Source organism: Citrobacter sp. Cpo103 (assembly GCF_030332605.1).
Taxonomy (GTDB): domain Bacteria; phylum Pseudomonadota; class Gammaproteobacteria; order Enterobacterales; family Enterobacteriaceae; genus Citrobacter; species Citrobacter portucalensis.
In genome coordinates this window covers 15,052-27,500 of the sequence record NZ_JAOWHO010000028.1, presented here as the reverse complement: position 1 = coordinate 27,500, position 12,449 = coordinate 15,052, and the positions used below count along the sequence as shown (strand labels likewise).

The 12,449-nt window shown below is 49.9% G+C and carries 17 protein-coding genes and 1 rRNA gene (1 of these 18 running past the window's edge); 6 read left to right on the top strand and 12 right to left on the bottom strand.

The genetic code is table 11. From position 1 onward, the window contains the following. A 16S ribosomal RNA gene (locus OGX89_RS08750) occupies nucleotides 1-154 on the bottom strand; it reaches 1,388 nt to the left of the window's first position. Nucleotides 155-628: 474 nt separating this feature from the next. On the opposite strand from OGX89_RS08750, the gene OGX89_RS08745 reads away from it, so the two are divergent. Continuing rightward, nucleotides 629-1,183: a gamma carbonic anhydrase family protein gene (locus OGX89_RS08745; protein WP_048215431.1), complete on the top strand. Its 555-nt coding sequence runs from the start codon at nucleotides 629-631 to the stop codon at nucleotides 1,181-1,183. Here OGX89_RS08745 and OGX89_RS08740 read toward each other — a convergent pair. Genes OGX89_RS08740 through dprA form a run of 6 tightly spaced genes read right to left on the bottom strand, consistent with a single transcriptional unit; the run spans nucleotide 1,159 to nucleotide 4,951 of the window. Then, entirely contained in the window at nucleotides 1,159-1,416 is a 258-nt protein-coding gene (locus tag OGX89_RS08740; protein WP_126957928.1) for a DUF1488 family protein, read from the bottom strand. The genes OGX89_RS08745 and OGX89_RS08740 overlap by 25 nt on opposite strands. Further along, nucleotides 1,413-2,234 carry a shikimate dehydrogenase gene (aroE, locus tag OGX89_RS08735; RefSeq protein ID WP_003828290.1) on the bottom strand — a complete coding sequence of 274 codons (822 nt, stop codon included), beginning with the start codon at nucleotides 2,232-2,234 and terminating at the stop codon, nucleotides 1,413-1,415. The genes OGX89_RS08740 and aroE overlap by 4 nt, the downstream gene beginning before the upstream one ends. A gap of 1 nt (nucleotide 2,235) precedes the next feature. Continuing rightward, entirely contained in the window at nucleotides 2,236-2,808 is a 573-nt protein-coding gene (gene tsaC / locus OGX89_RS08730) for an L-threonylcarbamoyladenylate synthase type 1 TsaC (RefSeq protein WP_003828289.1), read from the bottom strand. Nucleotides 2,809-2,812: 4 nt separating this feature from the next. Next, nucleotides 2,813-3,355 (bottom strand): DNA topoisomerase family protein, encoded by a 543-nt coding sequence (locus OGX89_RS08725; protein ID WP_079940097.1) that lies wholly within the window; start codon nucleotides 3,353-3,355, stop codon nucleotides 2,813-2,815. A gap of 26 nt (nucleotides 3,356-3,381) precedes the next feature. Further along, the gene (gene smg, locus OGX89_RS08720) at nucleotides 3,382-3,855 is read right to left on the bottom strand and encodes a DUF494 family protein Smg (RefSeq protein WP_003031162.1); all 474 of its coding nucleotides are present in this window, start codon (nucleotides 3,853-3,855) and stop codon (nucleotides 3,382-3,384) included. Further along, nucleotides 3,827-4,951 (bottom strand): DNA-protecting protein DprA, encoded by a 1,125-nt coding sequence (gene dprA / locus OGX89_RS08715; protein WP_126957926.1) that lies wholly within the window; start codon nucleotides 4,949-4,951, stop codon nucleotides 3,827-3,829. Before dprA ends, smg begins: the two co-directional genes overlap by 29 nt. Nucleotides 4,952-5,080: 129 nt before the next feature. Between dprA and def the strand changes: the two genes are divergently transcribed. The 5 genes from def to mscL all read left to right on the top strand — a co-directional run bounded on the left by def (nucleotide 5,081) and on the right by mscL (nucleotide 9,846). Continuing rightward, nucleotides 5,081-5,590: a peptide deformylase gene (gene def, locus OGX89_RS08710; protein WP_003828283.1), complete on the top strand. Its 510-nt coding sequence runs from the start codon at nucleotides 5,081-5,083 to the stop codon at nucleotides 5,588-5,590. Between the two features lie 14 nt (nucleotides 5,591-5,604). Further along, on the top strand, nucleotides 5,605-6,552 hold the full coding sequence (gene fmt / locus OGX89_RS08705) for a methionyl-tRNA formyltransferase (protein WP_126957924.1): 948 nt from the start codon (nucleotides 5,605-5,607) through the stop codon (nucleotides 6,550-6,552). A gap of 51 nt (nucleotides 6,553-6,603) precedes the next feature. Then, nucleotides 6,604-7,893, top strand: coding sequence for a 16S rRNA (cytosine(967)-C(5))-methyltransferase RsmB (rsmB, locus tag OGX89_RS08700; protein ID WP_286560284.1), 1,290 nt, complete (start codon nucleotides 6,604-6,606; stop codon nucleotides 7,891-7,893). A gap of 21 nt (nucleotides 7,894-7,914) precedes the next feature. Further along, entirely contained in the window at nucleotides 7,915-9,291 is a 1,377-nt protein-coding gene (gene trkA / locus OGX89_RS08695; RefSeq protein ID WP_003031153.1) for a Trk system potassium transporter TrkA, read from the top strand. Nucleotides 9,292-9,432: 141 nt separating this feature from the next. Continuing rightward, a complete protein-coding gene (gene mscL / locus OGX89_RS08690; RefSeq protein WP_003031152.1) occupies nucleotides 9,433-9,846 on the top strand; it encodes a large-conductance mechanosensitive channel protein MscL in 414 nt (137 codons plus the stop codon). Here the strand turns inward: mscL and arfA are convergent. From arfA to OGX89_RS08665, 5 genes are all read right to left on the bottom strand, one after another. Further along, nucleotides 9,843-10,061: an alternative ribosome-rescue factor ArfA gene (gene arfA, locus OGX89_RS08685; protein ID WP_003828276.1), complete on the bottom strand. Its 219-nt coding sequence runs from the start codon at nucleotides 10,059-10,061 to the stop codon at nucleotides 9,843-9,845. The two genes, mscL and arfA, sit on opposite strands and share 4 nt — an antisense overlap. Before the next feature lie 57 nt (nucleotides 10,062-10,118). Next, nucleotides 10,119-10,544, bottom strand: a complete 426-nt coding sequence (zntR, locus tag OGX89_RS08680; protein WP_003031145.1) for a Zn(2+)-responsive transcriptional regulator — start codon at nucleotides 10,542-10,544, stop codon at nucleotides 10,119-10,121. Between the two features lie 10 nt (nucleotides 10,545-10,554). Continuing rightward, nucleotides 10,555-10,923 carry a DnaJ family domain-containing protein gene (locus OGX89_RS08675; protein WP_003828274.1) on the bottom strand — a complete coding sequence of 123 codons (369 nt, stop codon included), beginning with the start codon at nucleotides 10,921-10,923 and terminating at the stop codon, nucleotides 10,555-10,557. Between the two features lie 107 nt (nucleotides 10,924-11,030). Beyond that, a complete protein-coding gene (gene rplQ, locus OGX89_RS08670) occupies nucleotides 11,031-11,414 on the bottom strand; it encodes a 50S ribosomal protein L17 (protein ID WP_001216370.1) in 384 nt (127 codons plus the stop codon). 40 nt (nucleotides 11,415-11,454) lie between these two features. Further along, nucleotides 11,455-12,444, bottom strand: coding sequence for a DNA-directed RNA polymerase subunit alpha (locus OGX89_RS08665; RefSeq protein ID WP_286560282.1), 990 nt, complete (start codon nucleotides 12,442-12,444; stop codon nucleotides 11,455-11,457). Nucleotides 12,445-12,449 lie beyond the last annotated feature (5 nt).

The following is a 12,449-nucleotide window of genomic DNA, read 5'->3' as shown; positions in this document are numbered from 1 at the left end:
AGTTATCCCCCTCCATCGGGCAGTTTCCCAGACATTACTCACCCGTCCGCCACTCGTCACCCAAGGAGCAAGCTCCTCTGTGCTACCGTTCGACTTGCATGTGTTAGGCCTGCCGCCAGCGTTCAATCTGAGCCATGATCAAACTCTTCAATTTAAAAGTTTGATGCTCAATGAATTAAACTTCGTAATGAATTACGTGTTCACTCGTTGAGACTTGGTATTCATTTTTCGTCTTGCGACGTTAAGAATCCGTATCTTCGAGTGCCCACACAGATTGTCTGATAAATTGTTAAAGAGCAGTTGCGACGCGCTTTAGCGCTCTGTCGCGAGGTGGCGTATATTACGCTTTCCTCTTTCAGAGTCAACCCTCATTTTCAGGTTTTTCTCTTCAACCGAACCGGCTGTTTGCGTGAAGTGATTCACATCCGCCGTGTCGATGGAGGCGCATTATAGGGATCCCATTTTTTAGCACAAGTATTTTTTGGATCTTTTTTTCTGAATGCTTGTTTTTCACTCCTTTCGCTACATTCCTGCGCAATTTGGCTGATTTTTGATAGCTAAACCACTTGCACAGTCTCAATAATCCAACCAAAGTCTTCATTACTGCTCTATTTTCGTTGAGGTAAACATGTCTGATGTACTGCGTCCTTATAAGGATCTTTTCCCACAGATCGGAAATCGCGTGATGATCGACACCAGCAGTGTCGTCATTGGTGATGCTCGTTTGGCTGATGATGTCGGAATTTGGCCACTGGTTGCCATTCGTGGCGACGTTAACTATGTACAAATTGGTGCCCGTACAAACATTCAGGACGGCAGCGTTCTCCATGTCACACATAAATCCACGTCTAATCCGCAGGGTAATCCATTGATCGTGGGTGAGGATGTAACAGTCGGTCATAAGGTCATGCTACACGGCTGCATCATTGGCAACCGCGTATTAGTCGGCATGGGTTCGATTCTGCTGGATGGCGTAGTCGTAGAAGACGACGTTATGATTGGGGCTGGGAGCCTGGTTCCCCAAAACAAACGCCTGGAAAGCGGGTATCTGTACCTGGGAAGCCCGGTTAAACAAATCCGTCCATTAAGCGATGAAGAGAAAGCAGGCTTACAATATTCAGCTAACAACTATGTTAAGTGGAAAGATGAATATTTAAGTCAGAGTAACCAAACCCAACCTTGAGCATCTTCCTGCTGGGCCTGGATCAATCCTTCAGCTTCTTCTTCCAGATCCCAGCGATACTGTTGAAAGATTTCCAACCACTCTTCAGGCGTGTCGCCGCCAAAGCGGGACGCCAGCATCTCTCCAGAGATGGCACATGTTAACTGCATACCATGAACCATCGCCGGAAACACAACGGCGTTGACATCCGTGCGCCATTCTTCTCGATCGGGAAACTGGATCGCCTGATTCATGCCGACAATTCCTGCTGCATGCTTTTAATGACGGGTTCAATCTGCGGCAAAACCCCATGCCAGAGTAAAACGGCGTGCGCTGCTTGCCCCACCAGCATACCCAGGCCATCAGCATATTGTTTCGCCCCATGTTCGGCACACCAGGAGAGGAACGGTGTATCTCCTTTCTGATAAAACATGTCATAACAATAGACAGATGAGTGAATAAGAGATGTCGGAATAGCCGGTATCTCACCGCTAATTCCGCTGGATGTCGCGTTAATAATCAAATCAAAACTGTAATTATCAAGCTCATCCATTCCTACCGCCTGTACGCTGCCGGTATGGGAGAAGATTAGTGCCAGTTCTTCAGCGCGCGAAGCGGTACGGTTAACAATAGTCACCGCGCAATCCATAGAAAGAAGAGGTAATAAAACTCCACGGGATGCACCACCCGCACCAATCAGCAGAACTCGCGATCCGGGACGAATGAAAGATAAACGCTCAAGATCGCTCAACAAGCCGATACCATCCGTGTTGTCTCCCAGCAAACGCCCATCCTCCAGCCGTTTAAGGGTGTTGACCGCTCCAGCAAGCGATGCCCGCTCCGTTAGTTCATCGGCACGTGCAAATGCCTCTTCTTTAAAAGGCACGGTGACATTTGCCCCCTTCCCGCCCTCAGCAAAAAAAGCGTTCAGGGTATTCACAAAATCATTGATGGGTGCCAATACACGCCCGTAGGAGTGATCAATCTTCAGCTGCTCTGCAAATTGCTGATGAATAAAGGGCGATTTACTGTGCGCTATCGGATTACCAAAAACAGCATAGGCTTCTTTCATATTACCCCTGTCGAAACTGTTCACCTGTCAGAGCATCACGGATCTCCGAAGGATTCAAACGCCCCCCGGTCTCCCCTTCAACCACAGGAAAGTCTGTACCGAACTGTGCGCGAACTTCCTCTACCGTTCTGCAAGGCGGTAAGCCACTCAAATTAGCACTGGTAGAAACTAACGGTTTGCCATAAGCCTGGCACAACGCAACCACCAGCGGGTGATCGGTGACGCGAACAGCCAGAGAATCAAAGCGCCCGGTCAACCAGCGTGGCGTTGTCGCAAGCGCTGGGAAAACGAAGGTAACAGGACCAGGCCAACGGGCGAAAACAGCGTCACGTTGAGCATCGGTGAGCATGCTATCGTCGATATACGGTTTAAGTTGTTCAAAGTTTGACGCGATTAAAATTAACCCTTTATCGACCGGACGTTGTTTTAGCGCCAACAAACGGCTCACCGCCGTTTCGCTATCGGGGTCGCAGCCGACACCAAATACAGCTTCAGTTGGATAGGCGATGACTTTTTCTTGTTTCAGAACCGCTATCGCAGCAACGATAGGATCTGTGGGCAGGTTATTATTCACTTTTTTATTCCGCCGAAATCGGCTTTCCACATTGTTTACTGGCACAGAAATGCTTCACACCCTGCGCGGTTTTCTTTTCGATGAGAAGCGGATAATGACACTCAGGACATTCTCCGGCTAACGGTTTGAAGTTAATGACAAACTGGCACTCCGGATAGCGATCGCAGGAGTAAAAGGTTTTGCCATAACGGGAACGCCGCTGGACAAGATGACCAGTCTGGCATTGAGGACAGACTATTGCTGTTTCATCAGGCTTGTCGATGAGCTCGGTGTGATCGCACGCAGGATAGTCACTGCATCCAATAAACATACCAAATCGTCCCTGTCTCAGCACCAGCTCAGCGCCACATGCAGGACAAAACTTACCCTCCAGAACTTTGACAATATGTCCGTCCGCGGAAGATTTCAGCGGACGGATGTAATCGCATTCTGGATAGTGTGAACAACCGAGAAATGGACCGTGTTTCCCGGAACGAATAACCAGTTCAGCCCCGCATTGTGGGCAGGGCTCGTTTTTACGCACCGTGAACAGTGCTGATTTAGCCATAACAACTCATACTGAATGAAGATTGATTAATGCAGCATACCTTCATTCACTTCAAAGAGTAATTCTTCCATTTGCTGATAGGCATTTTCACAACCTGGAATGTTGAATAGCACCATCAGAATCACCCACTTCAGGTCTTCCAGATCGAACTCTGCCGTATCCAGCGCGAGTACGCGCTCAATAACCATTTCTCGCGTTTCGAGGTTTAGCACCTGAATCTGCTCCAGGAATAGCAGGAATCCTCTACAGCTTGCATCCAGTCGATCGCACTCTTCCGCAGTATAAATACGTATAGAAAGAGGGTCCGATGCCAGCTGCATAGGTTCAGCAAGGCCATCCTGATAGTCAGCAAGCTTCTCCAGCCAAAGTAACGCGTTGTAAATGTCTTCACGATCAAAACCAGCGTCGGTAAGATCCCGTTCCAGTTTGTCCTGATCCACACGCAGCTCAGCTTCGTTATGGATATATGTCTCAAACAAATACATTAGTACGTCGAACATGGCATGCCCTCCTCAATCGGACATAGCCGCCGGGTACAGCTGCGATCCACCCTGCTAACTCCAGTTCGAGCAGTTGAGCCACTACCTCTGGCACAGGTTGGCCGGCACGTTCAGCGACGACGTCAACAGGTGTTACCTCATCTCCTACGTTAGCCAGGAGCTCCGGAAATGGCAATGCCACCTCTCCGTGATCTGGCGAATAAATTGATTTTTCAGGTTCATCTGGCAACCATTGCAGCCCATATTGCAAATTTTCAAGAATTTCCTCTGGTGTCGTCACAAGCATGGCTCCCTGCTGAATAAGCCAATGCGGGCCTTCACTTCCCGGGCTCCCAATCGGCCCTGGTAAAGCAAACACCTCCCGCCCTTGTTCCAGTGCACAGCGAGCAGTAACCAGTGAACCACTACGCTGTGCAGCTTCAACGACCAGTACACCTTTACTTAGACCACTAATAATGCGATTTCGTCGGGGAAAATTGCGCGGCAAAGGGAGCATATCTAATGGGAACTCAGACACCAGTGCGCCCCCTGCCTCAATCAGTCGTTCTGCAAGACGGATATGCTGTCGTGGGTGAATGGTCTCAAGTCCATTTCCCAGCACCGCAATACTTGTGCCTTGTCGGTTTATCGCAGCATTGTGCGCCACGCCATCAATCCCCCGGGCCAGACCGCTGGTGATCGTCACCCCACATGCAGCAAGATTTTCGCAAAACAACCGTCCCCAGCGTTCGCCATACCATGAGTGTTGTCGACTACCGACAACGGCAACTTGAAATGAGTGGAGGCATGCGGGAGCTCCTGCAACAAAAAGCACCCCAGGATAATCCTCAATCGCACGGAGCTGTGGCGGATAATGCTCGCTGTCGGCAACCACAAAATGGTGGTTAGGCTGTTCAAGCCAGCGCAGCGTTTTTTCCAGCGTCAGATCTGAAAAGGTTAAAAAGCGTCTTGCCTGGCGTGGAGAGAATCCAGCCTGCAAGAGTACCGCGTTGTTAATACACGGTTGAGTATTGAGCCAGTGAGCAACGCGCACTATCTCATCACCATACAGTTCATTCACTTGCGCTAAACGTAGCCAAATTTCGATTTGGGTCATCCCTGTTCCCCTGCCACAAGCAGTCCTGGCAATCTTTGCGATTGGTCACTGATGCTGTCAATCAGAGGGGGTTTTGTCTAGAATAGAGGTAATAATCTTTTCAACTCCTGAACACAACTCTGGATAACTATGTCAGTTTTGCAAGTGTTACATATTCCGGACGAGCGCCTTCGCAAAGTCGCAAAACCGGTTGAAGAAGTGAATGCAGAAATTCAGCGTATCGTTGATGATATGTTCGAAACGATGTACGCCGAAGAAGGTATCGGTCTGGCAGCAACACAGGTCGATATTCATCAGCGCATCATTGTTATTGATGTCTCTGAAAATCGCGATGAGCAGTTGGTACTCATTAACCCAGAACTGCTGGAAAAAGACGGCGAAACCGGCATTGAAGAAGGCTGTCTGTCTATTCCTGAACAGCGTGCGTTAGTACCGCGTGCAGAGAAAGTAAAAATTCGTGCGCTTGATCGCGACGGCAAATCTTTTGAGCTGGAAGCCGATGGCCTGCTCGCTATCTGCATTCAACATGAAATGGATCACCTGGTCGGTAAACTATTTATCGATTATCTGTCTCCGTTGAAGCAACAACGCATTCGTCAGAAAGTTGAAAAACTCGACCGCCTGAACGCCCGAGCTTAAGGACAAAGATCAACGTGTCAGACTCACTACGTATTATTTTTGCGGGTACACCTGACTTTGCAGCGCGTCATCTCGACGCGCTGCTGTCTTCTGGACATAACGTCGTTGGCGTGTTTACCCAACCGGACCGCCCGGCGGGACGCGGTAAAAAGCTGATGCCCAGCCCGGTAAAAGTGCTGGCAGAAGAAAAAGGGATACCGGTCTTTCAACCCGTCTCTCTTCGCCCTCAGGAAAACCAACTACTGGTTGCTGATTTACACGCAGACGTGATGGTGGTGGTGGCATATGGCCTGATCCTGCCAAAAGCAGTACTGGAAATGCCGCGCCTGGGTTGTATCAACGTTCACGGTTCCCTGCTTCCGCGCTGGCGGGGTGCAGCACCGATCCAGCGCTCACTGTGGGCAGGCGACGCCGAAACCGGTGTTACCATCATGCAGATGGATGTTGGCCTCGACACCGGTGATATGCTGCTGAAGCTGTCCTGCCCAATTACGGCAGAAGATACCAGCGGTTCGTTATATGACAAGCTGGCAGACCTGGGGCCTCAGGGGCTGATTGAAACGCTAAAACAGCTGGCTGCCAGTACAATAAAACCGGTGGTACAAGACGAATCACTGGTTACGCATGCAGAAAAACTCAGCAAAGAAGAGGCCCGTATCGACTGGTCGCTTTCGGCTGTTCAATTGGAACGCTGCATCCGCGCCTTTAACCCGTGGCCAATGAGCTGGCTTGAAATCGATGGTCAGCCAGTGAAAGTCTGGCAAGCTTCGGTTATTGCTGTAAACACCCAGGCCGAGCCAGGCACCATTCTAGAGGCGACAAAGCAGGGTATCCAGGTCGCAACAGGTGACGGCATTCTGAATCTTATCTCTTTGCAGCCTGCCGGTAAAAAAGCCATGAGCGCGCAGGATCTGCTTAATTCACGCCGGGAGTGGTTCGTGCCCGGAAACCGTCTGGCCTGACGGTTCATCTCTTTAAGCCCGGTGTCTCCGGGCATTTTTATTTTTGCGCTTATGAAAAAACATCTTAATTTACGCAGTATGGCGGCCCAGGCCGTCGAACAGGTTGTCGAGAAAGGACAATCACTAAGTAACGTGCTGCCCGCCATGCAGCAAAAAGTTGCCGATAAAGACAAAGCGCTGTTACAGGAACTTTGCTTCGGCGTATTACGTACACTCTCTCAACTGGAGTGGATGATCCAGCAACTGATGGAACGTCCAATGACGGGCAAACAGCGCACCGTTCACTACCTGATCATGGTGGGCTTCTACCAACTGTTGCATACTCGTATTCCAGCACACGCTGCGTTAGCTGAGACCGTAGAAGGCGCGGTCGTTATTAAGCGTCCACAGCTGAAGGGGCTGATCAACGGCGTACTGCGCCAGTTTCAACGCCGTCAGGATGAACTGCTGGCCGAGTTTGCGCAAAGCGATTTGCGCTTCTTACACCCCTCCTGGCTGGTGAAACGTATTAAGAGTGCGTATCCGCAGAAATGGGAAGCCATTCTTGAAGCCAATAACCAGCGACCGCCGATGTGGCTACGAGTCAATCGTAATCACCATACTCGCGACGCCTGGCTAGACCTGCTTACCGAAGCGGGATTAACAGGTTTTCCGCATCCAGACTACCCGGATGCAGTGCGTCTGGAAACACCGGCTCCAGTTCACGCCCTCCCAGGTTTTAACGAAGGTTGGGTCACCGTTCAGGATGCTTCCGCTCAAGGATGCGTAAATTATCTGTTGCCGGAGGACGGTGAGCAGATCCTCGACCTGTGCTGTGCGCCGGGCGGTAAAACCACTCACATTCTGGAAGTTGCTCCGCAAGCTAACGTCATGGCCGTCGATGTGGATGAAAAACGCTTATCGCGCGTTTACGACAATCTGAAACGTCTGGGCATGAAGGCAACCGTAAAACAGGGGGATGGACGCTATCCAAAGCAGTGGTGCGGTGAACAACAGTTTGACCGTATTTTGCTGGACGCCCCATGTTCTGCAACCGGGGTGATCCGTCGCCATCCGGATATCAAATGGCTGCGCCGCGACCGGGATATTGCCGAACTTGCCCAATTACAGGCTGAGATCCTGAATGCTACCTGGTCACATCTTAAACCTGGCGGCACGCTGGTGTATGCAACGTGTTCTATCCTGCCAGAAGAGAACCAGCAGCAAATTGCCGCCTTCCTGGCACGCACACCGGATGCGGTATTAAGCGAAATCGGTACGCCGGAAAAACCCGGACGTCAGAATTTACCGGGTGCGGAAGATGGCGATGGCTTCTTTTACGCTAAGCTAATCAAAAAGTGATGATATAACGGGTCGCGACTGATGAAAATTATCATTCTGGGCGCAGGGCAAGTTGGCGGTACGCTGGCTGAAAACCTGGTCGGAGAGAACAACGATATCACGGTAGTCGATACCAATGGTGAACGCCTGCGCAGCCTGCAGGACAAGTTTGATCTCCGTGTCGTGCAAGGGCATGGTTCGCATCCCCGCGTATTGCGTGAAGCCGGTGCCGACGATGCCGATATGCTGGTTGCCGTAACCAGCTCAGATGAAACAAATATGGTTGCCTGCCAGGTAGCTTATTCACTGTTTAATACGCCTAATCGCATCGCCCGTATTCGTTCACCAGATTACGTTCGCGATGCCGACAAGCTGTTCCAATCCGATGCGGTGCCAATCGATCACCTGATTGCGCCTGAGCAACTGGTTATTGATAGCATTTATCGCCTGATTGAATATCCGGGCGCATTACAGGTGGTGAATTTTGCCGAAGGTAAAGTCAGTCTGGCAGTAGTAAAAGCCTATTACGGCGGGCCGCTTATCGGTAATGCGCTGTCAACAATGCGTGAGCATATGCCGCACATCGATACCCGCGTTGCGGCGATTTTCCGTCATGACCGACCGATCCGTCCGCAAGGTTCTACGATCGTTGAAGCGGGTGATGAAGTCTTCTTTATTGCGGCATCACAGCATATACGCGCCGTAATGAGTGAACTGCAGCGTCTGGAAAAGCCGTACAAACGCATTATGTTAGTGGGTGGCGGTAATATCGGTGCGGGTCTGGCACGTCGTCTGGAAAAAGATTACAGCGTCAAACTGATCGAACGTAATCAACAACGCGCATCCGAACTTGCAGAGAAACTACAAAATACGATCGTCTTTTTTGGTGATGCTTCGGATCAAGAGTTACTGGCCGAAGAACATATCGATCAGGTCGATCTGTTCATCGCAGTGACCAATGATGACGAAGCAAATATCATGTCGGCGATGCTTGCCAAACGGATGGGCGCCAAGAAAGTAATGGTGTTGATCCAGCGCAGAGCATACGTCGATCTGGTGCAAGGCAGCGTGATCGATATTGCGATTTCACCGCAGCAGGCGACCATCTCCGCGCTGCTGAGCCACGTGCGTAAAGCTGATATTGTTGGCGTTTCTTCACTTCGCCGTGGCGTCGCGGAAGCCATTGAAGCCGTCGCACACGGGGATGAAACGACGTCGAGAGTTGTAGGGCGTTCAATTGATGAAATTAAACTTCCGCCCGGAACCATTATTGGCGCCGTTGTACGTGGTAACGATGTCATGATTGCCAACGATAACCTGCGCATTGAGCAGGGCGATCACGTAATTATGTTCCTGACAGATAAAAAGTTTATTACTGACGTCGAGCGACTATTCCAACCAAGTCCTTTCTTCCTGTAATAATTTGGGCGCTAATACAGTGCCCTTTTTATTTCCCTTTATTTTTCATGGTCTAATAAATTTTCCTTTCGGCAATACATAAATGGAAATTGCCTAAACATTTGTTAAACTTATAAACGTCAGCTGCATAGGGAGAATAAAATGAGCATTATTAAAGAGTTTCGCGAATTCGCGATGCGCGGGAATGTTGTCGATTTGGCAGTGGGTGTCATTATTGGTGCGGCATTCGGTAAGATTGTTTCATCACTGGTTGCCGATATCATTATGCCGCCGCTGGGGCTGTTAATTGGTGGAATTGATTTTAAACAGTTTGCTTTAACGCTACGTGATGCACAGGGAGACATCCCTGCCGTGGTCATGCATTACGGTGTATTTATTCAAAATGTATTCGATTTCATTATTGTTGCGTTTGCTATCTTTATGGCAATCAAACTGATCAACAAACTGAACCGTAAAAAAGCTGAAGAGCCGGCAGCACCGCCAGCTCCATCGAAAGAAGAAGTATTGCTAAGTGAAATTCGTGACCTGCTGAAAGAACAGAATAATCGCTCTTAAGCACTCACTGAAACAAGAAGGCCAGTGGTAAAAAAGTTAATTACTTTCTTGCCACTGGCCTCCCAGTTACCCCGATTGCCATGTTTTCCTTTACGTAGATAACTTCCTTTCCCTTTCTTATTTTTCTCAACGCGCTGTCTGAACAGTGGGTCATGCAGAAGCGCCTCAATGGCGTTGTCCTTTATCTGCCCTTTGGTGTGCTGATAACGACTCATAATATCTCCAGTTTGTAGGAATTTACGCCGCGAGTGTAGACCTGGCAGTTCAAGAAATCAACAGCCTGATGTTGTTCCACTGGCGCCTTGCTCAAGAGCTTCAAGAATAGAGCAGTACACGCTGCTGTGTGCCTTGCCGCAGCATGCATCATTCAATCGCTGCAGAGACCGCTGCATCGTCTGAAGTTCAGCAATACGGGCTTCGACTTCTTGCAGTCTTTCCTGGACGATCCCTTTTGATTCCTGACAGGTATGGTGTTCGGGATCAACACGGATCGAAAGCAATTCGCGGATCGACTCCAGAGTGAAACCAAGCTGCCGGGCATAACGAATAAACTTCAAGCGCTGAAGATCGCTTTCTGTATAGAGGCGAAATCCGCCTTCAGTACGCACTTCATGCTCCATCATCTGCTGCTTTTCATAGTAGCGGATAGTATCCGGCGTCACGTCAGCCAGTTTCGCTATTTCACCAATTCGGTACATGCTCTCTCCGCTATTCGTCGTTGATCTTTTTTAGCAACTTATCTGCGTAGTCACCGCGCAAAAACTCGGTGCTGAGTCCAGCCTGCCGAAGTTTAAGTTCCAGTAGCGACAGTCTTCGGCTCACCTCCGGATAACTGGGATCATCTTTGCGGATCCCCGCGAGTATTTCAAGCAGCTGTATTGCCTCTCTGCGTTGCTCGAGCTCAGGAGGAAGGCAACCTGCATTTTTTAATAAACGGTATCCGGCTCGGAGTTCAGGCGGGACATGGGAGTCATCGTCAAGAGTCAGCGGTTCACCCATTCCCGGTAAATCATCAAACTCGCCTTTAGACTGTGCATCAATAATATGGCGCTCTGCCCACTGGTCAAGTAACCACATACAACACTCCAGGGGATGAACAAAAATAGTACAGATATTGTAGATAAGTGGGGATATGACGGATATAAAAAAACCCGCCGAGGCGGGTTTTTTTACGTTACTACAGATTACTCTGCAGCAGCTTCTGTTTTCTCTGAACGATCAACCAGCTCGATGTATGCCATCGGCGCGTTGTCGCCTGCACGGAAACCACACTTCAGAATGCGAGTGTAACCACCGGCGCGGCTCGCAAAACGCGGGCCCAGTTCGTTAAACAGTTTTGCCACGATCTCGTTATCACGAGTACGGGCGAATGCCAGACGACGATTAGCTACGCTATCAGTCTTGGCAAGAGTAATCAGCGGCTCAACTACGCGACGCAGCTCTTTCGCTTTCGGCAGAGTCGTCTTGATGATTTCATGACGAACCAGTGAACCTGCCATATTGCGGAACATAGCCTGGCGATGGCTGCTGTTGCGGTTCAGTTGACGACCACTCTTACGATGGCGCATGACCTTATCCTTCTCAGTAAAACCTTAACCTGTGATCCGGTTACTCGTCAGCGATGCTTGCCGGTGGCCAGTTTTCCAGGCGCATGCCCAGAGACAGTCCACGGGAAGCCAGCACGTCTTTAATCTCGGTAAGAGATTTTTTACCAAGGTTAGGCGTCTTAAGAAGCTCAACCTCAGTACGCTGTACCAGATCACCGATATAGTGGATAGCTTCTGCTTTGAGGCAGTTAGCAGAGCGGACAGTCAATTCCAGATCGTCAACAGGGCGCAGCAGGATCGGATCGAATTCTGGTTTCTCTTCTTTAACTTCCGGCTGACGTACATCACGTAAATCAACGAAAGCTTCCAGTTGTTCAGCCAGAATGGTTGCCGCACGACGAATCGCCTCTTCAGGATCGATTGTGCCGTTGGTTTCCATTTCGATGACCAGCTTGTCCAGGTCGGTACGCTGTTCTACACGCGCTGCTTCAACATTGTAGGCAATACGCTCTACAGGGCTGTAGCATGCGTCGACCAGCAGACGGCCGATTGGGCGCTCATCTTCTTCCGAATGAATTCGGGTAGAAGCCGGCACATAACCACGACCGCGCTGAACTTTGATACGCATGCTAATAGATGCATTCTCATCGGTCAGGTGGCAGATCACGTGCTGTGGCTTGACGATTTCGACATCACCATCATGGGTAATGTCGGCTGCAGTCACAGGGCCAATGCCAGATTTATTCAAGGTAAGAATAACGTCATCTTTATCCTGAACTCTCACCGCCAGCCCTTTCAGGTTGAGCAGGATTTCCAGGATATCTTCCTGAACGCCTTCTTTGGTGCTGTACTCATGTAGTACACCATCAATCTCAACCTCGGTCACCGCGCAACCCGGCATCGATGAGAGCAGAATACGGCGCAGTGCGTTACCCAAAGTATGGCCAAAGCCACGCTCTAAAGGCTCAAGGGTCACCTTGGCGTGCGTCGAACTCACTTGCTCGATATCTACCAGGCGCGGTTTTAGAAACTCTGTCACAGAACCCTGCATTGTGT